The 23,655-nt window shown below is 41.4% G+C and carries 15 protein-coding genes and 1 tRNA gene; 6 read left to right on the top strand and 10 right to left on the bottom strand.

What is annotated here, in order from left to right; genetic code table 11:
- From DC082_RS09245 to DC082_RS09235, 3 genes are all read right to left on the bottom strand, one after another.
- Window positions 1-2,670, bottom strand: a 2,670-nt coding sequence (locus DC082_RS09245; protein ID WP_275665827.1) for an ESPR-type extended signal peptide-containing protein, incomplete at its 3' end; no start/stop codon positions are given.
- Window positions 2,671-2,764: 94 nt separating this feature from the next.
- Window positions 2,765-8,614 carry an Ig-like domain-containing protein gene (locus DC082_RS10855; protein ID WP_157957453.1) on the bottom strand — a complete coding sequence of 1,950 codons (5,850 nt, stop codon included), beginning with the start codon at window positions 8,612-8,614 and terminating at the stop codon, window positions 2,765-2,767.
- A gap of 1,017 nt (window positions 8,615-9,631) precedes the next feature.
- Window positions 9,632-11,035, bottom strand: a complete 1,404-nt coding sequence (locus DC082_RS09235) for an ATP-grasp domain-containing protein (protein WP_109236731.1) — start codon at window positions 11,033-11,035, stop codon at window positions 9,632-9,634.
- Window positions 11,036-11,289: 254 nt separating this feature from the next.
- Between DC082_RS09235 and DC082_RS09230 the strand changes: the two genes are divergently transcribed.
- The 3 genes from DC082_RS09230 to DC082_RS09220 are packed head-to-tail and all read left to right on the top strand — an operon-like array spanning window position 11,290 to window position 14,341.
- Window positions 11,290-11,499 carry a DUF1656 domain-containing protein gene (locus DC082_RS09230; protein ID WP_094568539.1) on the top strand — a complete coding sequence of 70 codons (210 nt, stop codon included), beginning with the start codon at window positions 11,290-11,292 and terminating at the stop codon, window positions 11,497-11,499.
- A 2-nt stretch (window positions 11,500-11,501) separates the two neighbouring features.
- The gene (locus tag DC082_RS09225) at window positions 11,502-12,392 is read left to right on the top strand and encodes an efflux RND transporter periplasmic adaptor subunit (protein WP_094568540.1); all 891 of its coding nucleotides are present in this window, start codon (window positions 11,502-11,504) and stop codon (window positions 12,390-12,392) included.
- 2 nt (window positions 12,393-12,394) lie between these two features.
- Entirely contained in the window at window positions 12,395-14,341 is a 1,947-nt protein-coding gene (locus tag DC082_RS09220) for an FUSC family protein (RefSeq protein WP_109236730.1), read from the top strand.
- A gap of 109 nt (window positions 14,342-14,450) precedes the next feature.
- Here DC082_RS09220 and DC082_RS09215 read toward each other — a convergent pair.
- The 5 genes from DC082_RS09215 to artP all read right to left on the bottom strand — a co-directional run bounded on the left by DC082_RS09215 (window position 14,451) and on the right by artP (window position 17,847).
- Window positions 14,451-14,541 (bottom strand) — tRNA-Ser (locus DC082_RS09215).
- 116 nt (window positions 14,542-14,657) lie between these two features.
- Window positions 14,658-15,323, bottom strand: a complete 666-nt coding sequence (gene artM / locus DC082_RS09210; protein ID WP_094568544.1) for an arginine ABC transporter permease ArtM — start codon at window positions 15,321-15,323, stop codon at window positions 14,658-14,660.
- A gap of 9 nt (window positions 15,324-15,332) precedes the next feature.
- Window positions 15,333-16,028, bottom strand: a complete 696-nt coding sequence (locus tag DC082_RS09205) for an ABC transporter permease subunit (RefSeq protein ID WP_109236734.1) — start codon at window positions 16,026-16,028, stop codon at window positions 15,333-15,335.
- A gap of 131 nt (window positions 16,029-16,159) precedes the next feature.
- Complete coding sequence (locus tag DC082_RS09200; RefSeq protein ID WP_109236733.1) at window positions 16,160-16,903, bottom strand: transporter substrate-binding domain-containing protein; 744 nt, start codon at window positions 16,901-16,903, stop codon at window positions 16,160-16,162.
- A 218-nt stretch (window positions 16,904-17,121) separates the two neighbouring features.
- Entirely contained in the window at window positions 17,122-17,847 is a 726-nt protein-coding gene (artP, locus tag DC082_RS09195; RefSeq protein ID WP_109236729.1) for an arginine ABC transporter ATP-binding protein ArtP, read from the bottom strand.
- A gap of 569 nt (window positions 17,848-18,416) precedes the next feature.
- On the opposite strand from artP, the gene DC082_RS09190 reads away from it, so the two are divergent.
- Together DC082_RS09190 and DC082_RS09185 are read left to right on the top strand one after the other, a co-directional pair.
- On the top strand, window positions 18,417-19,262 hold the full coding sequence (locus DC082_RS09190) for a hypothetical protein (RefSeq protein WP_109236728.1): 846 nt from the start codon (window positions 18,417-18,419) through the stop codon (window positions 19,260-19,262).
- A complete protein-coding gene (locus tag DC082_RS09185; protein ID WP_157957452.1) occupies window positions 19,252-19,659 on the top strand; it encodes an Mth938-like domain-containing protein in 408 nt (135 codons plus the stop codon). Before DC082_RS09190 ends, DC082_RS09185 begins: the two co-directional genes overlap by 11 nt.
- Before the next feature lie 62 nt (window positions 19,660-19,721).
- Here the strand turns inward: DC082_RS09185 and DC082_RS10850 are convergent, their stop codons facing one another.
- Complete coding sequence (locus DC082_RS10850) at window positions 19,722-19,880, bottom strand: hypothetical protein (RefSeq protein WP_157957451.1); 159 nt, start codon at window positions 19,878-19,880, stop codon at window positions 19,722-19,724.
- A gap of 297 nt (window positions 19,881-20,177) precedes the next feature.
- Here DC082_RS10850 and DC082_RS10845 point away from each other — a divergent pair, with 297 nt between their 5' ends.
- Window positions 20,178-20,339, top strand: a complete 162-nt coding sequence (locus DC082_RS10845; RefSeq protein WP_157957450.1) for a hypothetical protein — start codon at window positions 20,178-20,180, stop codon at window positions 20,337-20,339.
- Between the two features lie 160 nt (window positions 20,340-20,499).
- Here DC082_RS10845 and DC082_RS09180 read toward each other — a convergent pair whose 3' ends face one another.
- Window positions 20,500-23,637, bottom strand: a complete 3,138-nt coding sequence (locus tag DC082_RS09180; protein WP_109236732.1) for a molybdopterin dinucleotide binding domain-containing protein — start codon at window positions 23,635-23,637, stop codon at window positions 20,500-20,502.
- Window positions 23,638-23,655 lie beyond the last annotated feature (18 nt).

Below are 23,655 nucleotides of genomic sequence, written 5' to 3'. Positions count from 1 at the left end.
TTTTAGGTTATTGTCGATATTGGTTAATGCCTCACCTACGTTATCAGCCTTTTGACCACCCACTTCATAACTAGGCGCTTTGATAGAGCCATCTGCATTTACTTCAGCGCCACCACCTAAGGCATCCGTCACTCCTTTCAGCTGTGACACGTTTACAGCATCCGTATCCACCTTACCTGCGGTAACACCTGCTAAAGTACGTGTTCCTTCACCATTTGAAAAATCAAAAGTAGGAGCATCTTTCGCAAGCTCGTTATTAATGACGATCTTATCGCCCTCAAGCTTCACAAGACCTGCTTTACCAGTATTGATATTGGTGATCTTTTCATCTCGCTCTTTTAATTGCGCCATGTTAACAGCGTCATTATCGTCCGCACCGTTAGCAACGCCGGTAATTTTCTTGTTACCCGCATTGATACCATTTTTCGTAATACTTGGAGCGCCATTACCTAAAGTTAAACCTTGATCATTCAGCACAACCTTATCGCCGACTTTCACGCCATCGTTATTCACAACAGTCTGACCAGTCGTCACTGAACCTGTCTCACCAAGATCGATCTTTTCAGCAAGTTTAACATCGAGAGATTTAAGCACTCCCGTATCATCAACATCAGCAACAACACCGATATTCTTATCCGTTAACTTGCCTTCTGCACCCCCTTTAAGGTTAACAACTTCCCCTAACTTGACGCCACCTTTAACATCAGCATCATCTCCTGCAAATTTAAGACCACCCTCAACAACACCTTTTAGGTTATTGTCGATATTGGTTAATGCCTCACCTACGTTATCAGCCTTTTGACCACCCACTTCATAACTAGGCGCTTTGATAGAGCCATCTTCTTTTACTTCAGCACCACCACCCAAGGCTTGTGTCACACCCTTCAGCTGTGACACGTTTACAGCATCCGTATCCACTTTACCTGCGGTAACACCTGCTAAAGTACGAGCGACACCACCATTTGAGAAATCAAAAGTAGGAGCATCTTTCGCAAGCTCGTTATTAATGACGATCTTATCGCCCTCAAGCTTCACAAGACCTGCTTTACCAGTATTGATATTGGTGATCTTTTCATCTCGCTCTTTTAATTGCGCCATGTTAACAGCGTCATTATCGTCCGCACCGTTAGCAACGCCGGTAATTTTCTTGTTACCCGCATTGATACCATTTTTCATAATACTTGGAGCGCCATTACCTAAAGTTAAACCTTGATCATTCAGCACAACCTTATCGCCGACTTTCACGCCATCGTTATTCACAACAGTCTGACCAGTCGTCACTGAACCTGTCTCACCAAGATCGATCTTTTCAGCAAGTTTAACATCGAGAGATTTAAGCACTCCCGCATCATCAACATCAGCAACAACACCGATATTCTTATCCGTTAACTTGCCTTCTGCGCCCCCTTTAAGGTTAACAACTTCCCCTAACTTGACGCCACCTTTAACATCAGCATCATCTCCTGCAAATTTAAGACCACCCTCAACAACACCTTTTAGGTTATTGTCGATATTGGTTAATGCCTCACCTACGTTATCAGCCTTTTGACCACCCACTTCATAGCTAGGCGCTTTGATAGAGCCATCTTCTTTTACTTCAGCACCACCACCCAAGGCTTGTGTCACACCCTTCAGCTGTGATACGTTAACGGCATCTGTATCATTTCTCCCTTTTAAAATATTAACAAGCCTTCTTTCTGAATCACTCTTACCAAAAGAGACTGTATTTGCTTCATTAGCAATAGACGAGTGTCCAATAGCTACACTATTTTCTCCCTGCGCGCTAGCACTTTTCCCTAACGCTGTAGCTCCAGCTGATGTTGCTACTGAACTTATACCAATAGCAGTACTATTAACACTAGTAGCTTTAGCATTTGGGCCTAACGCAACTGAATTTTCAGCTGATTCTGAATTAAAACCAATACTTACACCTAATCTTCCCGATTTAGTTTCATTACCTATAGATATAGAACTATTAGAACTGGCTTCTGCATTTCTACCAATAGCGATAGCCCCTATATCTTTCGCTTTAGCATTAGCACCTATAGATAGGCTTTTTTCACCACTTGATTCTGCTAACCGCCCTATAGAAATAGAATTATCCCCTGAAACTATACTCGACTCACCAATAGCAATACCCCCTATGTTATTTACAATAGCTTTATGCCCTACTACTATCGAGGACCCGGCTTTAGCCTCTGCCCTAGCACCAAGGGCAACACTTTTTTCTAACTCTGCCTTCGTCCAAAATCCCAATGCAACAGATTCATCTCCCGCATCAGCTCTTGCCCCCATAGATACACCACCAAGTAAAGCTTTCGCATACCAGCCAATAGCTATTGTAGCTCGATAAGTTTCCTCATTAATGCCATTAGCATCTGCTCCACCGCCAATCGCTATTGATCCATTATTAGTTGCTTTTGCTTCATCAGCAGTAACGCCATTCTCTTTACCACTATCCGAGACTTTGATAGTATTCTCAGCCGCAGTCTGTATTTTTGGATAACCTGGATTAGCGACCAATAATAGAATAATAATTCCTACCATAGATCGTTTTATAACTACTGTTCTATTGGTGCTTTTTGATTGCCTTTTTTTTGAAGCTAACTCAGAAACTACTACATATGCATTTTTAGCATAACTCCAAATAACTCGATAAATTTTATTCATCGCTACTTAAACCTCTATTTAAAATCAAAAAAGGCTGACAAATAGGTTTCGCCAGCACTTTGATATTTCACTAATGTCTCTATTAAATAATTATTTAATTAGGATCGAGCAAATCATTCAATGGATCAACTACCGGTTGAACGTCAAAATCACTAGAATCAACTAAAGCATTAGTTTCATCCAATATTTCTTCGTCTACTGAAGATTCAGACTCTTCAAGCTCCAACTCATCTAATTGAACTAGCTCTGCATCTTCTTCAATAATTAGATCTTCTAAGTTTTCAAGATCATATAAGTCATCAGAATTTACTAACTCTTCTTTCAACTCAGTTTCAGCTAAGTCTAGAAGATCCTCTAAATCAACATGTTCTTCAGTTAAATCAATAGGATTATTAGAGAGATCCGTATCGATATAATCTACTTCTTCATCTAAAGTAAAATTATCTTCTATGTCAGAGTCAACAACTGCATGACCCTCAGTATCATCTAATATATTAGTAGTAATAACCTGATCATCTAAAGAAAGACCTTCTATCTTACTAGTGGTAATACGATTACTTTCTAAGTCAGGATTTAACTCATCCTCTTCAAATAATGCTCTAGCCATACGTGGCTTAAGGACTTTTTTCGGCACAGCGACTGTTTCCACATATCTAACATTAGCGGATCTAATTGTACCCGTAGCTTGAATAACAACTTGATAGGTACCAGAAGCTTTAAATGGTCCAGTAAAAACGATCGCCGAATCTCGCGTAATAGGCTTCGATGCTAATAACTTACCTGCATTATAGAGCTGAGCTGTACCTCTTGCTCCATTTGTAGCCATAGAAACAACAATATTACTAACTGATGATTTTTGGGCTATAGTAAAATTAGCTCTTGCCGTATCCCTAAGTGCTGGACCCGTTTGTATATTCATTCCGACTGTTTGCTGTGGTTTTTTCTCATATTGATAAACAATCTCATATTCCGGAGCAGGCACTTTAGCAAAAACACTTCCAGGTCTAGACTGATTATTAGCCTTATCTTTTAATGTTACACTTAAGCTTTGAGATTTCCCTATTGTGATAGGAATTTTAAATAGGCCATTAGCACCTACAATCCCTTTCCCAATAGCTATACCTTCACTGTTTCTTATTTGAACTGTAGCTCCTGGTTCACCCTTGCCACTCACCAGTTTCGCATCATTTGAGACAACCAAATCTGTTGGTGCATTAGGGGCAACCTTATCAGGAGTTCCTTTCAATATTTCAGGAGACTTATTTCCAGCTGCATCCTCTAAACCTACTTTAATATTCCTCCCATTAGTAGGATTCTTTAGATTGACCTTAAAGTTACCATTACTGTTAACCACGCCCGTAGCTATAACGGTACCACCACTATTTTTAATAATTACCTTAGCATTCGACTCACCATTACCCGAAACTGACTTCCCATCTGATCCAACAGATAGATTGGTCGGCGCATCAGGTGCAACTTTATCCGGTGTTGATTTAGTCACTTCAGGTGATTTGTTTCCTGAACCATCAACTAGCCCAACTTTAATATCACTGCCATTCGTAGGGTTCTTAAGATTAACCTTAAAACTACCATCACTATTGACAGTTCCTGTTGCGATCTCTTGGCCTTTGTTGTTCTTAATAACAACTTTTGCACCAGGCTCGCCTTTACCCGAGACTGACTTCCCATCTGATCCAACAGATAGATTCGTCGGTGCATCAGGTGCAACTTTATCTGGTGTTGATTTAGTCACTTCAGGTGATTTATTTCCTGAACCATCAACTAGCCCAACTTTAATATCACTGCCATTCGTAGGGTTCTTAAGATTAACCTTAAAACTACCATCACTATTGACAGTTCCTGTTGCGATCTCTTGGCCTTTGTTATCTTTAATAACAACTTTTGCACCAGGCTCACCTTTACCCGAAACTGACTTCCCATCTGATCCAACAGATAAATTAGTCGGCGCATCAGGTGCAACTTTATCTGGTGTTGATTTAGTCACTTCAGGTGATTTGTTTCCTGAATCATCAATTAGTCCAACTTTAATATCACTGCCATTCGTAGGATTCTTAAGATTAACCTTAAAACTACCATCACTATTGACAGTTCCTGTTGCGATCTCTTGGCCTTTGTTATCTTTAATAACAACTTTTGCACCAGGCTCACCTTTACCCGAAACTGACTTCCCATCTGATCCAACAGATAAACTAGTCGGCGCATCAGGTGCAACTTTATCTGGTGTTGATTTAGTCACTTCAGGTGATTTATTACCAGCGCCATCCTCTAGACCTATGGTTATATCATTACCGTCAGTCGGCTTATCGAGCTCAACTTCAAAGTTACCATCTTTATCGACTTCACCTTTACCAATCACCTTGCCATCTTGATCAGTGATGATCACTTCTGACTCAGGCTCACCTTTACCAGTCACTTTAGTGCCATCTTCAGAAACTTCAATCTCTGTTGGCTCATCAAGATCTGAATCGCTGTCGGAATCTGAATCACTATCGGAGTCTGAATCGCTGTCGGAATCAGAGTCAGAGTCACTGTCTGAGTCAGAGTCGCTGTCCGAATCAGAGTCACTGTCGGAATCAGAGTCGCTGTCTGAGTCAGAGTCACTATCCGAGTCTGAATCGCTATCCGAATCAGAATCACTGTCGGAATCAGAGTCGCTGTCTGAGTCAGAGTCACTATCCGAGTCTGAATCGCTATCCGAATCAGAGTCGCTATCCGAATCAGAGTCGCTGTCTGAATCTGAGTCGCTGTCTGAATCTGAGTCGCTGTCGGAATCTGAATCACTGTCGGAATCTGAATCACTGTCGGAATCTGAATCACTGTCGGAATCTGAATCACTGTCGGAATCTGAGTCACTATCCGAGTCAGAGTCACTGTCGGAATCTGAATCACTGTCGGAATCTGAGTCACTGTCTGAATCAGAATCACTATCCGAGTCTGAGTCGCTGTCTGAGTCAGAGTCACTATCCGAGTCTGAGTCGCTGTCTGAATCAGAGTCACTGTCGGAATCTGAATCACTATCGGAATCTGAGTCGCTGTCTGAGTCACTATCCGAGTCAGAGTCACTGTCCGAATCCGAGTCACTGTCGGAGTCTGAGTCACTGTCTGAGTCTGAATCACTGTCGGAGTCAGAGTCGCTGTCGGAATCAGAATCGCTGTCGGAGTCTGAATCGCTGTCTGAATCAGAGTCGCCGTCCGAATCAGAGGCGCTATCGGAATCAGAGTCACTGTCTGAGTCGCTATCGGAATCTGAGTCACTGTCGGAATCAGAGTCGCTGTCTGAGTCTGAATCACTGTCGGAGTCAGAGTCGCTGTCGGAATCTGAATCACTGTCGGAATCAGAGTCACTGTCGGAGTCAGAGTCACTGTCTGAGTCACTGTCGGAGTCAGAGTCACTGTCGGAGTCTGAGTCACTGTCTGAGTCTGAATCACTGTCGGAGTCAGAGTCGCCGTCCGAATCAGAGGCGCTATCGGAATCAGAGTCACTGTCCGAATCCGAGTCACTGTCGGAGTCTGAGTCACTGTCTGAGTCTGAATCACTGTCGGAGTCAGAGTCGCTGTCGGAATCAGAATCGCTGTCGGAGTCTGAATCGCTGTCTGAATCAGAGTCGCCGTCCGAATCAGAGGCGCTATCGGAATCAGAGTCACTGTCTGAGTCGCTATCGGAATCTGGGTCACTGTCGGAATCAGAGTCGCTGTCTGAGTCTGAATCACTGTCGGAGTCAGAGTCGCCGTCCGAATCTGAATCACTGTCGGAGTCAGAGTCACTGTCGGAATCAGAGTCGCTGTCTGAATCTGAATCACTGTCTGAATCTGAATCACTGTCGGAATCTGAATCACTGTCGGAATCTGAATCACTGTCGGAATCTGAATCACTATCCGAGTCAGAGTCACTGTCTGAGTCTGAATCACTGTCTGAGTCTGAATCACTGTCTGAGTCTGAATCACTGTCGGAGTCAGAGTCACTGTCGGAATCTGAGTCACTATCCGAGTCAGAATCACTGTCGGAATCTGAGTCACTGTCGGAATCTGAGTCACTATCCGAGTCAGAGTCACTGTCCGAATCTGAATCACTATCGGAATCTGAGTCGCTGTCTGAGTCAGAGTCACTATCGGAATCTGAGTCGCTGTCTGAGTCAGAGTCACTATCCGAATCTGAGTCGCTGTCTGAGTCAGAGTCACTATCCGAGTCTGAATCGCTATCCGAATCAGAATCACTGTCTGAATCAGAGTCGCTGTCTGAATCAGAGTCACTGTCTGAGTCTGAATCGCTGTCTGAATCTGAGTCGCTATCCCCTGGATTCTCAGGATCAGTAGGATCTACCGGTCTTTCAGGATTGGTAGGATCAACCGGATTCTCAGGATCAGTAGGATCAACCGGACTTTCAGGATCGGTAGGATCTACCGGATTCGCAGGATCAGTAGGATCAACCGGATTCTCAGGATCAGTAGGATCAACCGGATTCTCTGGATCAGTAGGATCTATCGGACTCTCAGGATCAGTAGGATTAACCGGACTTTCAGGATCGGTAGGATCTACCGGACTTTCAGGATCGGTAGGATCAACCGGATTCTCAGGATCAGTAGGATCTACCGGATTCTCAGGATCAGTAGGATCTACCGGATTCTCAGTGTCGGTAGGATCAACCGGATTCTCAGGATCGGTAGGATCAATTGGACTCTCAGGATCGCTCGGTTCTATGATAATAGTCGTTGAATCAGATTCATTACCCGCAGGATCTTTAGCGACGACATCATACTCTTCGCCATCTTTTAGACCATTCTCAACTTCAACTTCGAAGTTGCCATCTTCATCAACTTCACCACGGCCGACTTCCTCACCACCTTCATCAGTGATGATGATTTCAGCTCCAGGTTCGCCTTTACCTTTAACAGTTGTTGAACCATCTTCGTTATTGTTGATTTCAAGATCTTCAGGTTTGTTAGGTGCTGTTTTATCACCCACGATCGTCTCTGGCTTAGATTGGTTACCGGCTTTATCTTCCGCAACAACCTCATACTCTTCACCATCTTTTAGACCACCTTCAACTTCGATTTCAAAGTTACCTTCTCCATCAACTTCACCACGGCCAACTATTTCACCACCTTTATCAGTGATGATGATTTCAGCTCCCGGCTCACCCTTACCAGTTACAGTGGTGGAACCATCTTTATTATTATTGATTTCAAGGTCCGTTGGCGCATCAGGAGCTGTGGTATCACCTACAACTTTTCCGGCTTCAGATTCATTGCCTGCGGGGTCTTTAGCGACAACATCATACTCTTCGCCATCTTTTAGACCCTTCTCAACTTCCACTTCAAAGGTCCCATCTTCATCGACGTTACCTTTACCAACTTCATTGCCCTCTTTATCACGGATAATGACTTCAGCTCCCGGCTCACCCTTACCAGTTACAGCGGTGGAACCATCTTTATTATTGATCTCTAAATCTGTTGGAGTATCGGGCTTATTAACATCACCCTGACCAGAAAAACGTCCTCCGCTAGAACTCGACGAAGACATTGCAAGCATTCCACCCAAAATACCGATACCCAATAAAGGCAACATCCATTTAGGCATCTCTGCGCCTGAGGCTGCTCCCCCTACAACTTCTGACACTAAAGCAGGATCTACCGCAACTTCTACAAATCCATCTCCATTAAGCCAAAACAATTGAGAATCTTCGTCTTCAAAGACTAACTCACTGTGGACTCCCTCTTTATTCTCATTATAGAATCCATAGAAAACGACCTTTTTTCCCGATACAAATGTCAATATCAAGTTATTACTATCACGCTCAACTTTAGTAATATCTTGCGGACTCCCTTCTATCTTAATAAGATGAGGTGTTAATAATGTTTGGTCATCTAAAGAAACATTTAATGGTTTAGCACCATCTACCCGCTCGATCAATATCATTTTCATAAATTCCACTATGTAGTTTCTAGTTAAAGATTAATTTTATTTAATTAAGTTTTAATTGGCGTTTATAAATAAAGAAGATCAAAGATTAAAAAGTTATCAAACTGATAGGAAACAGTATGCGTAACTCACTCTCTAAAAACAGATAGGAGGCTCAATCAGATTCATCGGAGATCTTATCAGTATGCTAAAACGTCCTTATAATAAGGAGATTCTTATATTCACCATTAGTTTCAATTTACGTTCAAAACAATCACGATTGCTTTAACGACTCAAATCTTTACTCTTAACAAAACAATAATTAAAGTACTTATATAGTCTTTTATTTTAAAATAACAATATTTATTGTCAACAATTGAAAAATTTTTTGATCCCCAATGTGGGCAAGAAAACAAAATTTAACAAATAAATTCCACCATAAAGTAAGCAATTATGCGCCTATAGAATACTTTTTACATTTTTTATAAACTATACGTTACGATAGAGCCCATATATAATGATCAAAAAAAGCACAATAAATAACAAAAAAATGCAGATATATTTAAAGTGAATATTATTATTTAACAACACTCTGTCTTAAAATCATTATATTAGTAATACTAGGTGTCAGTAATTCCCCTTCATATTAATTAACAACTACCCCCTACACCAACAATATATAGAGATGTTTATTGAGAGATATCTGCATATATCACTCAATAATAATGAATTTTTTACATTTAATCGATAAACCACATATATCCCCTTTAATTATATTAGAATATATAATGTTATATAAAACATCATCAGTTTAATAAGCATCCCATGTTGAGAGAAAAGATAGATGAATTATTATTTGAGGAGCCTTAATATTTTTGTGCACTAGGCATCTCAAATAAAATTAAATATTTGAAAAATATTTAAACCTTGCATTCCAAGTACCACTTAATTATTAAGTAGTACTCAGTGATTGAAACGAAACAAGATTTTCTTGAAACTCCCTTTAGATTGCTAAAGAGTAGAAATAAACCAAATCATACTTTAAGATAAGACAAAGCTCCATGTGGGTATTTTTGCCTGATCACACATAAAAATATGCATTTTTCTCGTTACTTTTTCCCACGCAACTCTCACGTGCTTTAAAGCCCTATCAGATTTCATCCAATTTCTCATAGCTGCATTAATTTCAAAAATAACCACTTCTGGTCTATCAAAGTCCTGACTAAGTGCAAAATCGACACCTACATAATCTAATCCACTTTTTTGCAAGAGTGTTTCTATTACACTCCAATTAAACTCTCCGACTACAGCCTCAGGAGAGTCACAAAACTGTTTTTCTAACTCAATTAACCAAGGATTCTCTTTTATCAAAGTTTCTGAATTATCTAAATGTACATTAAAATCATTACCCGCAATGAAAAGATGAATTGGATACAATTTTCCAGCAACAAAAAAAGCTCTATATTTAGGAAATAAGCTTACATCTGGTAGCCTATCATCCTTAAAAGAAACATCTATATATTCAATAAGATAAATATCTTTTGGTATTTGAGAAACAATAGTTTCAAAATCAGAAAAATCATGCTGATCTATTGATTCTATTAGATGCATATTCTTACCACCTTGGTAGCCAGATAAGCGAACAATAAGTGGGAATTTTAATTGATGCTTTTCAACCGCATCTCTAATAAGATCATGACAATTTTTATTAACGTTTTCCAATCTTATATTTTTAGGATAAAGGATGTGAGGAATACCATTAAAACGCTGATAGTTATTATCTCTTGAAGTCGCCAAAATATCATTAGGATGGTTAATCACTGGAACATTTGGAAATGCAACACATATCGCAGTAGCCTTACAGAGCGCAACGTTACATCTCTCGGGATCGGTAATCGAATTATAAATAACATCAACAGAAATTTTTTGTCTTTTTAATTCATTTAGAGCAACATCGACATCATCAACACGTAAAATAATTTTCTGAATATCCTTATCGAGCACAGACATAAGATTATTATGTCCATCTGGCATATGGAAAGATTGACGCTGTGCGTTAAAATTAAAGGATCCTGAAGCAAATGTTTGCAAAACAAGAACTTTTAACTTACCCTCTCTACTCTTCGAAATCACGTTCTCTCTCGAATATTGAAGTGCATATTCAGCACATTTCTCCTCATCTTTTAACTGATAGAAAAGGCTAGCCACAAGGCCTTTCTCTAAAGAAATAAGTCCTTCATTTTTTTCTTTATCCAAAAAAAGATCTAGAAGAGTTTTACGATTTCCTGTATGCATAGCTGCCGTCATCAACCACTTTAAGTTTTTCTCTACCAAAACTTTTTGCTGTAGCAAATAACTCCCTACTTCAAAGGCCTCTCTATAATCTCTATTTTTTATCGACTTTTCTAATAAAGAATTAAGAGCCACATTTAATTTTTGATCCATTCCCAATTTCCTATAAATTTCTTACATTTTTTATTAAAAAAACACCTAAATTACAATTTTAATATATATCACGCCTTAATTAGTAGTATTACTTGCTTTTAAATATCTATCAAAGTATATATTTAACAATAAGGATATAGATAACAAACACAACTTCCTCCCTCTCCCATCCCTTCGATAATGATATAATGCAACATCAGTTACTTGAGCTAAAAATAGTCACTGAGTAAACCATATCTATATCGGGAGAGAAGATGAAAGAGTTGGTATTTGGGTCATTAATATTTTTGCCCGGCATCTTAAAAGTATTAGTTTTGGGCTTTTTTATCTGGCTTATTGCGCGCGGATTTTATCGAAAAAAGCTCTACTCTAGTGGAATTTGGCATCCAAATCTCGTCGATATTACGATCTACTTTGTCTCGCTTTATCTGAGTCATTTAATCTTTCTGTTCCTACAAGGTTGATTATGAAGAATGCTTTAAAACGCTATTTAATTACCGTTATTGCAGCACTTGTGCTGATCGTTGTCGCTTTTCAGTTATGGAACTTCTACGTTTTAGGCGGATGGACACGCGATGGAAAAATTCGGGCCGATGTCATTCAAGTATCGGCACAAGTCTCTGGTAAACTGATCGACCTGCCTATTAAAGATAATCAATTAGTTAAGAGAGGTGAGCTTCTCTTTGAAATTGATCCGATCGATTATGAGATCAATCTTCGAAATGCAGAAGCACAATTAGAGCAACTACGCATACGTCAGGAACAAGCCGCATTACAATATGAGCGTAGAACCAATCTCGGTAATGTTGCTGCAATCTCAAAAGAACATCTTGATGATGTTAAATACAACCTAGATCTGCTCAATGATCAGGTACAGCAGGCTGAGATTGCGGTAGAAAAAGCAAAGCTCGACCTCAGTCGTACCAAGGTTTATGCTGAAGTCAGTGGCTATGTCACCAATATGAATATTCGTGAAGGGAGCTTTATTCCAGCTGGACAACCCCTCTTTGCGCTTGTCGATAAAGATAGCTTTCATGCTGTAGGCTACTTTGAAGAGACCAAACTCCCCTATATTGAAGTTGGACGCCGCGTTGAGATTATCCCCTACAATGGCGGAGAAAAGATGTATGGCTATATTACTGGATATGGTCGAGCGATTTTTGACCAGAGCGCACAGACAGGTGAACAGTTATTACAAGCAGTTAAGCCGAATTATCCGTGGGTAACTTTAGCACAAAGAATCCCGGTAAAAGTCGCTTTTGAAGAGAGTGATGAAGAGTTAGAGGCACATAATCTTATCGCCGGGACGACAGTCACTATTATCGTTTTAGATGAAATGCATGAGTCTAAAAAATAGCCATGAGCCAGACAAACATCCAAGAATCTAAACTCAAGGTACTCCTTAATCAATTAGGTCACTATTTTGCCGGCCTCAATTACTCTTACGGATTACGTGTTGCCGTTGGCGTTGGAATCGCCTGGTTTATTGCGTTTAGATTACAGACCGATAAACCCTACTGGTCTATCATGACAGTGATTATTGTCTCTCTACCAATGCAGAGTATGCTGGTTGAGAAATTTTTAGCACGCTTGATCGGAACCCTTGTCGGCGCATTTGTCGTTACACTCCTTGCGACTGTGGCCCTCGATGATCAATGGCTATTTACCATCTACATGGCCTTTTGGCTCTCAATTTGTGCTTACTTAGCAAGTATCAAGAGCTCGATGGTAACTTACTGCTTTGCATTATGTGGCTATACTTCTGCTATTTTAGGGTTTGCGCTCTCAATCTCCCCCTCTTCATATATGGTCTTTCAGATCACTCAAGCACGAATTTTAGAGATCTTAATTGGTCTGGTAACCGCCTTTTTTGTCTCGATGTTATGGCCTTCACATTTAGAACGTATCATCGTCAAGCAGAAACTTCGCCTACAACGCTCTAATGTTAAACGGCTCTATCAATCCCTGTTAACCGCTGATTTTGATCCTTTAAAATTTAATAAAGTCTATGAGAAAACTTTATTAGGCTTGATGGATTTTCGAGATCTGATCTATCAAGAGTTTTTATCAGTATCGACAGAACGAGAAGATAATCAGATGATCTATCACTACACCTACCGTTTGATGCGAGCGATGTCCGGCGTTTTAGTCCTTCAATCCATTAAGCAAGATCTTTTAAAATCAGATCAATTAGCAGTAACAGAATACCTAAATCAGCTTAACCAATGGTTTGCCACTGCCGGCATCACTGAAGAGAAACTAAAACGCAAACCGAAAGCACCTGATGCACTATTAAAAACAGCAAAAGGCGCTGAATTTGTCACAAAACTCGATGAGAAATTTACTGAGTTTTATCAGACTCGCTTAGATCAACCGATCGATGAAGATCTCTATATGCCGGATCGAAATATCCACTACAGCGATCGAAAAGAGGCACTTATCAATAGTGGGAGAACATTTATCAGTATTCTTTTTGGAATGTTTTTCTGGATGGAGACCCAATGGGATATGGGATATATCCTCTTAATATTGATCGGGATTATCTGCACCTTAGGGGCGACTTACCCCATGATCACAAAACTATTAACAATCACATTTGTTTTAACTCTGCTACTGACCATACCGATCTCTTTTATGTTGAAATTTGGTCTTCTGATTCAGGCCACAAGTATTGTCCCGGCGATGATGATTATTCTCCCCCTCTACTTTATCGCATCACTTATCCGGGCAAGCTCTATGTTAGGATTTTTAATCGGCTATGGCTTTCTATTAGCTTCTAGCTTCCTAATTGGATTTTCCAACCCGATGAGTTTCGATATCAATGCTTTTCTCAATCAAACTTTTGCACTCTTAGTTGCGATCGGAATTATATTATTGATATTCAATATTATTCGTCCTACCTCTAATGAGCGTAAAATGGTGCGATTCCAACAAGATATAATGCAGCAATTTTCTCAGTTGGCGAATCATGTTTCGCTTCAAGCAATCAAAAACTATGAAGCACTTTTAACAAGCGCAGTTCAACAAGCAAAAGTGATTCCCGATATTCAAGAAAAGAGTCGATTTTTAGCACACTGCTTTTTAACAGTCGTCATTCTCAAAGAGCAACTAAAGCTACAAAATGCCGGCATAGAGTGGATAATTCCTGATAATCTAATTACTGCTATTAAAGAAGAGAGAATCGATGAAGCGCTACTCATCGTCAATCAATTAGAAGAGAAAGCACCACAGGAAGAGCAATTAACCTACTGGATACTGCATTGCGCCCTAACCTCTTTTAATCAGTTTTTGGAGGGGATGGATTAGATATTAAGTTTTGAGGTCACTCTCACTAACAGTGCTGGCGTCCCTATCGATGCTCAAAAAAACCTAGACAGCAAAAAGCCCCTAAAATAGGGGCTTTTAACGCATCGTATGGCGGAAAAGGAGGGATTCGAACCCTCGATACGCTATTAACGTATACACCCTTAGCAGGGGTGCGCCTTCAGCCGCTCGGCCACTTTTCCTTTTGTTTATTCGCTAGCTCTGTAGTGAATAGACGTACTATTATAGTAATTCTTTCCAAGATGTAAAGCGTTAAAATTGATCAATTACTCTTTTCGCCTCGATCTTGAATCTTTTATCAATTTTCAAATGCTAATGCTCTTCGCTCCATCAGTTTTGCAATCATGATGAGAACAACATTCACCGCAAGATAGATCACGCCTGCCATAGCATAATATGTGATGGAATCATACGTCTGCCCTGTTAGCTCTCTTGCTCTTCCCATAATATCTAGAAGTGTAATTCCCTGTACAAGAGATGTACTTTTGAAGATCAAGACAATCTCATTAGAATAGCTCGGTAGAGCGCGTCTAAGTGCTAGCGGAATCAGAATCTTCATCGCCTCAAAACGGCTCATGCCTAATGCTAAACAAGCCTCCCATTGGCTCTTAGAGATATTTTTAACCGCTCCATAGAAGAGCTGGGCCGTATAAGCAGCTGAATTCAAGGAGAGCGCTAAGATTGCACAGAACCAAGCTTCTGAGAAGAGAGACCAGAGGAAAGACTCTCTGATAAAGGTAAATTGCCCGGGCCCTGTATAGAAGAGAAAGATCTGCACTAAAAGTGGCGTGCCGGTAAAGAAGATAATAAAACCGCGTGCAATCTTTGCCTGCCAACGATTCTCCCATAGCGTTAAGATTCCCGTTAAGAGAAGCGCTAAAATAAACCCTAAAAAGAGAGCCGCTACCGTTAAGCCTAAACTGAGCGGAACCCCTTCTAAAATAAAGATAAAATGATCTAACATGCTCTCCCCCTATTTCGCCGGCTCATGATCATACTTGGTAATTCGATTGTAGAGAAGATCTTGTAACTTCTGACTCACTAAAGAGATCACAAGATAGATCAACGCCGCCATCGTATACCAGGTAAATCCATCCGATGTTGCACTATAGATATAATCGGTCTCTTTCATCAATTCATGAACACCAATCAAGGAGACAAGCGCGGTATCTTTTAATAGAACCAACCACTGATTACTTAAGCCCGGAAAGGCATGGCGCCACATCTGCGGCATAATAATATAGAAGAAAGTTGCCGGCTTAGAGAGCCCTAAAACAGCACCGCTATGCCACTGCTCTTTAGGAACGGCAAGTAGTGCGCCTCTAATCGTCTGCGATGCGTAAGAAGCATAAATTAACGAGAGCGCAAATGCACCTAAACCAAAGAAGAGATACTCCCCATAACTATCGAGAATTGAGAAGTAGAGATCGATCACTTGGGGTGGCCAAATCTCCTCATACTCCAAAAAGAGATAAGGAAGCCCCAATCCGATCAAGAAGATCACAATCAACTCCGGCAGTGAGCGAATAATCGATACAAAAAGAGTGACACTCCACCTAACAATTCGCCATCGGCTCAACTCTAAAATCGCTAAAATATTTGCCCAGAGAAATCCCATCACTAATGAGATAATCGCCAATAAAATTGTCGCTTTTGCCGCTACTAACATCGCTGCAAAATATTGACTGTTAAACAGATCAAAAATAGTTGTTAGTTCACTCACACTCTTCCCTCAAATTAAACAAACAAAAAGCGATGAACCTTCCATCGCTTTTTTCGCAGTTACGCATCTCACTGCCACTACTGCTGCTCAAACCATTTGTTGTAGATCTCATCATACTTACCGCTCTCTTTAACCTCTTTGAGCGCTTCATTGATCTGATCTAATAATTTCGTATTACGTTTGCCAACGCCGATACCTAAACCTTGGCCGAAGTATTTAGGATCTGTCACCTTCTCTCCCACCATTGTGAAGTTATCATTCTCTTTCATATAATCATTCACAACTTCACCATCACCAAAGACAACATCTACACGACCAATCGTCAGATCGCTCATAGCTGCAGGATATTGAGGATAGACAGAGACATTCGCCCCCTTGTAGGTATCGCGAATATATTGTTGATGCGTTGAACCAGAAAGTACTCCAATTTTTGCATCTGCCACATCTTTGATCTGGTCTGCTTTATCCTTTGTTGTGATATAGATAGAGTAGTTTTGATAATAAGGGTCAGAGAAAGCAAGCTGTTTTGCACGCTCTTCAGTGATATCCATTCCTGAAATAACAGCATCATAACGACGTAAACGAAGATTAGGAATTAACGCATCAAACTCCTGCTCTGAGTAGACACACTCTTTCTCTAAAACGTTACATACTTCATTCATAAGATCGATATCAAACCCTAATAACTCATTATTCTCACCCTTATACTCAAAAGGTGGATATGCAGGATTGGTTCCAACCACTAATTTATCTTGTGCATAGAGGGTTGTTGAACTCAATAATCCTGCGGCAACAAGTAGTAATCCTAATCTCTTTTTCATAATATTCTCCATCTATCTCTATTGTTATTTTCGATCTGTTCTTACAGCTTTTAATCTCTTTTTGGATCTCTCTTTGAGATCTTTTTGCTATCTTTATTGATCTCTTCAGGCATCATTGGGCGCTTGAAATACAACTTGATATGATAGCGCATCTGCAGCTGATGATGCCGGCACCTTCGCCCTCCTCATCATATCGCATCTATCATAAAATGAGGAATTTAATGGGAGAGATATTGCTTAAATTGCTCTGTCTTTGGCGTTACAAACATTGAGGCATCTCCCTCTTCGACAACGCGCCCATTTTCCATATAGATCACATAGGTAGCGATACGTTTTGCAAAATCGACATCATGAGTTACGACGATTTGTGTAATTCCTGTTGTCGATAGCTCTTCAATAATCGCTGCAACTTGCGAGGTGATCTCCGGATCGAGTGCCGCGGTTGGCTCATCAAAGAGAAGCACTTCGGGCTCCATCATAAGCGCCCGAGCAATAGCAACTCGCTGTTGTTGTCCGCCGGAAAGCTTTAGTGGATAACGTCCATCTAACCCTTCCAATTTAAGAGACTTTAGCGCTTCTAAACCTTTCTGTTTCGCTGCCTCTTGGCTCATTTTTCCAAGTTTTACCGGCGCGTAGGTTAAATTTTGTAGAACTGTACGATGGGGCCAAAGATGGTATTGTTGGAAGATCATCCCCACTTTTTGACGCAATTCTCGAATGCTTTTTTCGGAGATCGACTGAGAGAAATCGAAATCAAATCCTGCAATCTCAAGCTCTCCCTCTTTTGGGCGCTCGAGTAGATTGAGGATACGTAATAAGGAGCTCTTCCCTGCGCCACTCGGCCCTAATAAAACAACGATCTCTCCCTCTTTCGCTTTAATAGATACATCGAAAAGTACTTGCGTATCGCCATAAAAATAGTTTAAGTGTTTCAGTTCAATCATTCTTCTATTATCTCTTTTCAGCCCGCAGGAACTTTGCAGAAGCCCTTATATCGCTTTTAGCAAAAAATTCGCAAAAGAGCGCATCAATCCGGGTGCGCTCACTCATTAGAATTATAAAATCTTCTTTTCAAACCTGTCTATTTTACGGTATTTTTTTCTTTCATGCAGAATCTTTTCATCATCATTTTCATTATAAAACAGGGGAAAAAGAAATCTCCCGGCAAATCTCTGCTAATATAAAATCTTTGCAACTAAAGACTACTCAATTGATGCAATATTGATGAAAACTCTAGCGATATAACTGATGAAATAACTCGTAAAATAACCGGTAAAATAATCAGCAATGGAGCAGTCAAAATAGAGGTCGCAAATAGTAATAAGTGGTTGGTCATGAATAGTTAATAAATCGTATAGTTAATGATTCATTATTTAAATCATAAACTTATAAGTCATCAACTTATGGATCATCAACTTACAGACCATAAAGCTTATAGATTATAGATGAGTCAGTATTAACTGGTAGATAAGTAACCTAATTAAATAGCAGATAGAAACAGATAGATCGTGATATGAAAAAAGCGCTTGTTGAAAAATTTTTAGATTCCCCCCATAAGCGGATTGCTCTGATGGGGATGAGTGGTGTAGGAAAGACCCATCTCTCCAAAAAGCTTCCCCCATCGGAATGGTTTCACTACTCAATTGATTATCGAATTGGCACACATCACCTTAAAGATGAAGTGAATGATTTTTTAACGCTTGAAGCGATGAAAAATCCACTCTTAAAGAGCTTAATTCAAAATCGAGCGATTTCAGTTGAATCTAGACTCTCTATTAGTAATCTCGCGCCTCTTTCTGCTTATTTGGGAATGGTTGGTAATCCTGCTGAAGGAGGACAACCTCTGGCTCAATTTCTCGATCGTTTAGAGCGCCATCGTCTTGCTGAGATAGGTGCAATTGCCGATGTTCCCTACTTTATGGAGCGTGCAGAAAAGCTCTATCAGCGCCCTAACTTCATTATCGATACCAGCGGTAGCTTTTGTGAAATCCAAGATGAGAAGAGTTGGGAGCTAATCGGTCAAAATGCGTTATTGATCTATATAAAAGCTTCAGAAAAGGCGAAAAACTATGTGATCGAGCGCGCTCAATCACACCCTAAGCCGCTCTACTATCAAGCTTCATTCCTCTTACCTAAAATTGAGGAGTATCTCAAAACTCATCAACTTCAATCAGAGTCGGAGATTACGCCGGCACATTTTACCCGTTGGATCTTCCCTCAACTCATTGAACATCGGCTTGAGCTCTATGAGATGATTGCGGAGCGTTATGGTGTTACGATCGATGCTGAAGCGCTCTATCACGTTAAAGATCAAGATCAATTTTTTGCACTTATTAAGGAGTCTATCGATGCCCAATAATAACCCTGCCGGCGCCACTATTCAGCGTGAAACGACAGATAATCTCCATATCAAAGGTTATGCCCCACGCTTCTTTCGACTCAATGACGAGAGTGAATGGCATGAGCCGATTATGCTCCTTAACAAAGAGGTATTGCACGGAGAAGACTATTTACCGGCAACATTTGAGCAATTAACAGAAGCTCATTTTGAAAAGTGGCTTGAATTGAAACCCACTGTTATTTTGATCGGCTCTGGCAATCAGATGCAATTTCTCGATCCTCAATGGCGAGCTTTCTTCTATCAACGCGGAATTGGTATTGAGACAATGGCCACAGAATCCCTCTGCCGGACATTTGCTATTTTAGCCGCTGAAGATCGCAATGCTTTAGGTGTCTTTTTTCCAATTGAGAAATAAGTCATTAAGTCATTACATTAATCAATTGAGCAATTGAGTAATTAAGAAAATAAGAAAGTCTGTTAAGCGGCGGGAGAGAACCATCGCACTCTTATCACAACTGCATGCCCGCTGATCGGCATCTTCAATGCCGAGAAGTCAGATCGATATAGATCAGAATGGAGCAATATTTGCCGGTGATTAAGATCGCCTACTTGCCGGCATGCGATTGATGAAAGCATGCAGTGGTGATCCCCGGCAACTCATCAGCTTCTGCTATTTAATTGATTCAACCCATAAGAAAATCTGTTGAGTGGCGGGAAAGAACCATCGCACTCTTATCACAACTGTATGCCCGCTGATCGGCATCGATGATGCCGAGAAATCAGATCGATATAGATCAGAATGGAGCGATATTTGCCGGTGATTAAGATCGCCAACTTGCCGGCATGCGATTGATGAAAGCATGCAGTGGTGATCCCCGGCAACTCATCAGCTTCTGCTATTTAATTGATTCAACCCATAAGAAAATCTGTCGAATGGCGAGAGGGAACGATCGCGCTCTTATCACAACTGCATGCCCGCTGATCGGCATCTTCAATGCCGAGAGATCAGATCGATATGATCTATACGAGCGATACTTACAGGTAGCAATAAAGACTGCCATCTGCCGGCGCGTGATTGATGGAAGAACGCGATAGTAAGATCCGGCAGCGTTCAGCCCTTTTAGAACTAAAAAATAAAAACCACTCAAAAAGAGTGGTTTTTATAATGAACCAAAGGTTGTGAGTTGGTTCATAATAGTCCGCTGTAGGGTGTGAGCTACAGAAGATCTATTTCCGTTTTATGTTTCAGTCTTATTTACAGTTTTACGATTCTCGCAGGAATACCTTGTCGAACCGCAGCGCCTGTTGTCCAATCAAGCCATGGCGCAGGAATCGGTCTTGAAGGGTCGGCAATTGCTAAATCATTTAAGTTGAGTCCGCTACCTACATGTTGACTAAACTGCATCGGTACCCCATCGATCATATGTGCTCTTGCCCCAACATCACGACGACCATAACCATGCTCAATCGCTAAAACACCCGGCTTCACACCATCAAGAACCATAATTTGAGATTCTTGAGCCCCATTAGGAGATTCAATCCGTACACGATCCCCATTTTGAACATTGAAGCGAAGTGCATCTTCCTCACTAATCGCGACAAAGTTAGTCGGCTTAATCATCCGTAAACGCAGTGTTGAACCGGAAGTACTACTCACAATATTCGATTTAAATGAGGTTAATGCTAATGGCCACTCCTCTTTTGAGAAGCGCTCATAAACCGAACTACCATCTGAGAAACGGGGCGGATAGTAGGTTGGCGTTCCACTATAACGCTCCCCATTCGCAAAGTGACGATGAACACCTACTGTCTCATTCCAGAGCTGTAGCGTCGGCGTCCATTTTTTCGTCATCTCATCCCCTTTCCAACCGGTATCGAAGTCGGCAAAGCGTCCACCACGCGCATAGACATAGGCAACACGCATCTGCTCTTCTGGCTTCAAGACACGCTCAATCTCACCTTTGATGCGTTTAACACCCGTTAACTCCATCTCTTCACGATTTGACTCCGGTACAGCAGATCCATCAAATGCCATATTTGCCGCCGCACGCAGATAGAAATCTTCCGCATTATGAACCGGATGACTATTTCCCTCATAATCTTTAATCGCATTCTCACCAAAGCCAGGTAATCCCATCTTTTTCGCCACTTCAATAAAGAAGAGCTCCATCGAAATTGGACGACCCTTTGCATCTTTCTCGACACGTGGCTCTACAATCGGCCATCTTGCTGTAGAGGTCTTAAAGGGAACGCCTGCCCATGCGCTACCGAAGCCCCAGCTCTCAAAGTTATGAGTATCGGGAACGATATAATCCGCCATCGCTGTAGTTTCATTGATAAAAGCATCAATCGCCACAAAGAGTGGTAAGACTTTAGGATCTTTTAACTTATCGAGCAGTAACTGTCTAAAGCCGGTAATACCATAGACCGGATTGGTCATATTACTGATCCACGCTTTGAGTGGATAAGGATCTGCATTAAGCGCTGAGATCAACATCTCTGTCGCCTGCCCTCCGGCAAAAGGATACCAAGGACGACTCGCCGGGTAAGGATTCTCACCACGCGCTACCTTCTCTTTATACTCGGTTGATGATTCATAAGGGCGTTTCGCGCGACCAATCATAATGCCTTTCGGCTGCACCATACCATCAAATTTTGTAAAATCGTAACGCGGACCCGGTGCGTAATCGGCATATTTCCCACCATTAACATGCATTCCACCCTTATAGTTCATATTGCCGATTAAAACATTGAGTGTTAAGAGTGACCAAGTATTGTAGAAACCATTACCGCTCATCATGCCACCATGAGTAATAATCGCAGCTTTATGTCCATGACTGGTAAATTTACGCGCCAATCCCTCAATCGTTGAGACCGGCACACCACAAACCTCACTATACTCCGCCAACGTCATCTTATCGGCAGAGTGTTTTAACATCGTAAAGCTTGTTGCAACCTCAACCTCTTCCCCATTTGCGAGTGCTACTTTGCCCTCATAATAGAGTTTACCGCGAAGTGCTTGATCGACATCCTTCAACTCACCCGTTACCGCATCCACCGCTAAGATAGGACTCGATGCTCGATCACCCCCCTCAATATCGGCAAGACGCAACATCTGACCATAAAGAGGACTCTTCTCATCAACAATCACAAGATGGGTCGCATTAGAGTGACTCACAGCTTTCGCCGCTTCCATTCCTGCAGCTCCTGGCACAGTGAGATAATCTTCGTTATAACGCTTCTGATCGATAATGTAGCGAATCATCGCCATCGCCATTGCCGAATCGGTCCCCGGAAGAATAGAGATCCAGGTATTATTCTGCGTTGCGAGCGTATTTGTCATCGGCAAGTTTGGCGCAACAACTGCATAACTAAACTCAGAAGCCTCTTTCGTTCTCGCACCAGCTAAGAGGCGACCTTGACGTTTAAAAGGATTCCCCGATTGTGCCGGCGATGTTCCCATAAAGATTGCAAATTCAACATTCTCAAGATCTGGCTTAGCATGGGCATTTTTTGCCATATCATTCATCAATGCGCCTGATCCTAAACGATAAGCAAGACCACAATAGGCCCCATGCGCAGTGAAGTTGCGCGTACCGAACGATTCGTTCGTAAAGCGCTTAACAAAGAATTCACGCCCTTCATTTCCGGCATTTGAGACTAAAAGTTGATTCGCCTTAACTCCAAATTCTGGATTTTGGGGATCGATCAAGGTCTCAAGATCACGAATATCTTTAAGCCCATCTACATGTCCTTCACCAAAGAGATCGCCACCATTGACCACTTCATCGATCAATTGCTCAAAGCTGATGCGCTCCCACTTCCCTTCCCCTCGCTTTCCAACACGTTTTAATGGCCAGAGAACACGATAAGGACTTGAGACAGATTCTCCCATCTGCGCACCACGCGCACAAGCCGTTGAACGATCATTAATGCCTTGATCGCCCCCTAATTTCACCCATGCCTCATCGATCGGCATATCGTAATTAAACTGCTCTTCACTCGAAAGTGGGTGGTAAGGGTTTCCGGCGATACGAATCACCTCATTCTTCTCCTTATCAACCCGCACCCGCACGCCACAAACGGTCCAGCATCCAAAACATTGGGTATTGGACATCGCTTGTTGCTTGTTCTGGATAAATTTACCATCTTCGATATGCCCTTCCACATTGAGCGCATCACCAAAGATCGCATTTTTGGTCGGTTCTGCAGAAGTACCGGTGACGAGACCCTTCACCATATTCTTTGCCGTATTACTATAACCGACCGCAAATGCCGCTAAACCACCGGCTGCCGCAACCCCCTTAACAATGTTACGGCGCTTACGGCGTGCATCATCCTCAACATTGCCTGTCTCTTCATGAGATTCTATCGCTTCTCTTGCGACATCCATCTCTTCGATACCTTTTTT

Origin of the sequence: Ignatzschineria indica, from assembly GCF_003121925.1 — a bacterium.
GTDB lineage: Bacteria > Pseudomonadota > Gammaproteobacteria > Cardiobacteriales > Wohlfahrtiimonadaceae > Ignatzschineria > Ignatzschineria indica.
This window is presented reverse-complemented; position numbering and strand designations above follow the sequence as displayed.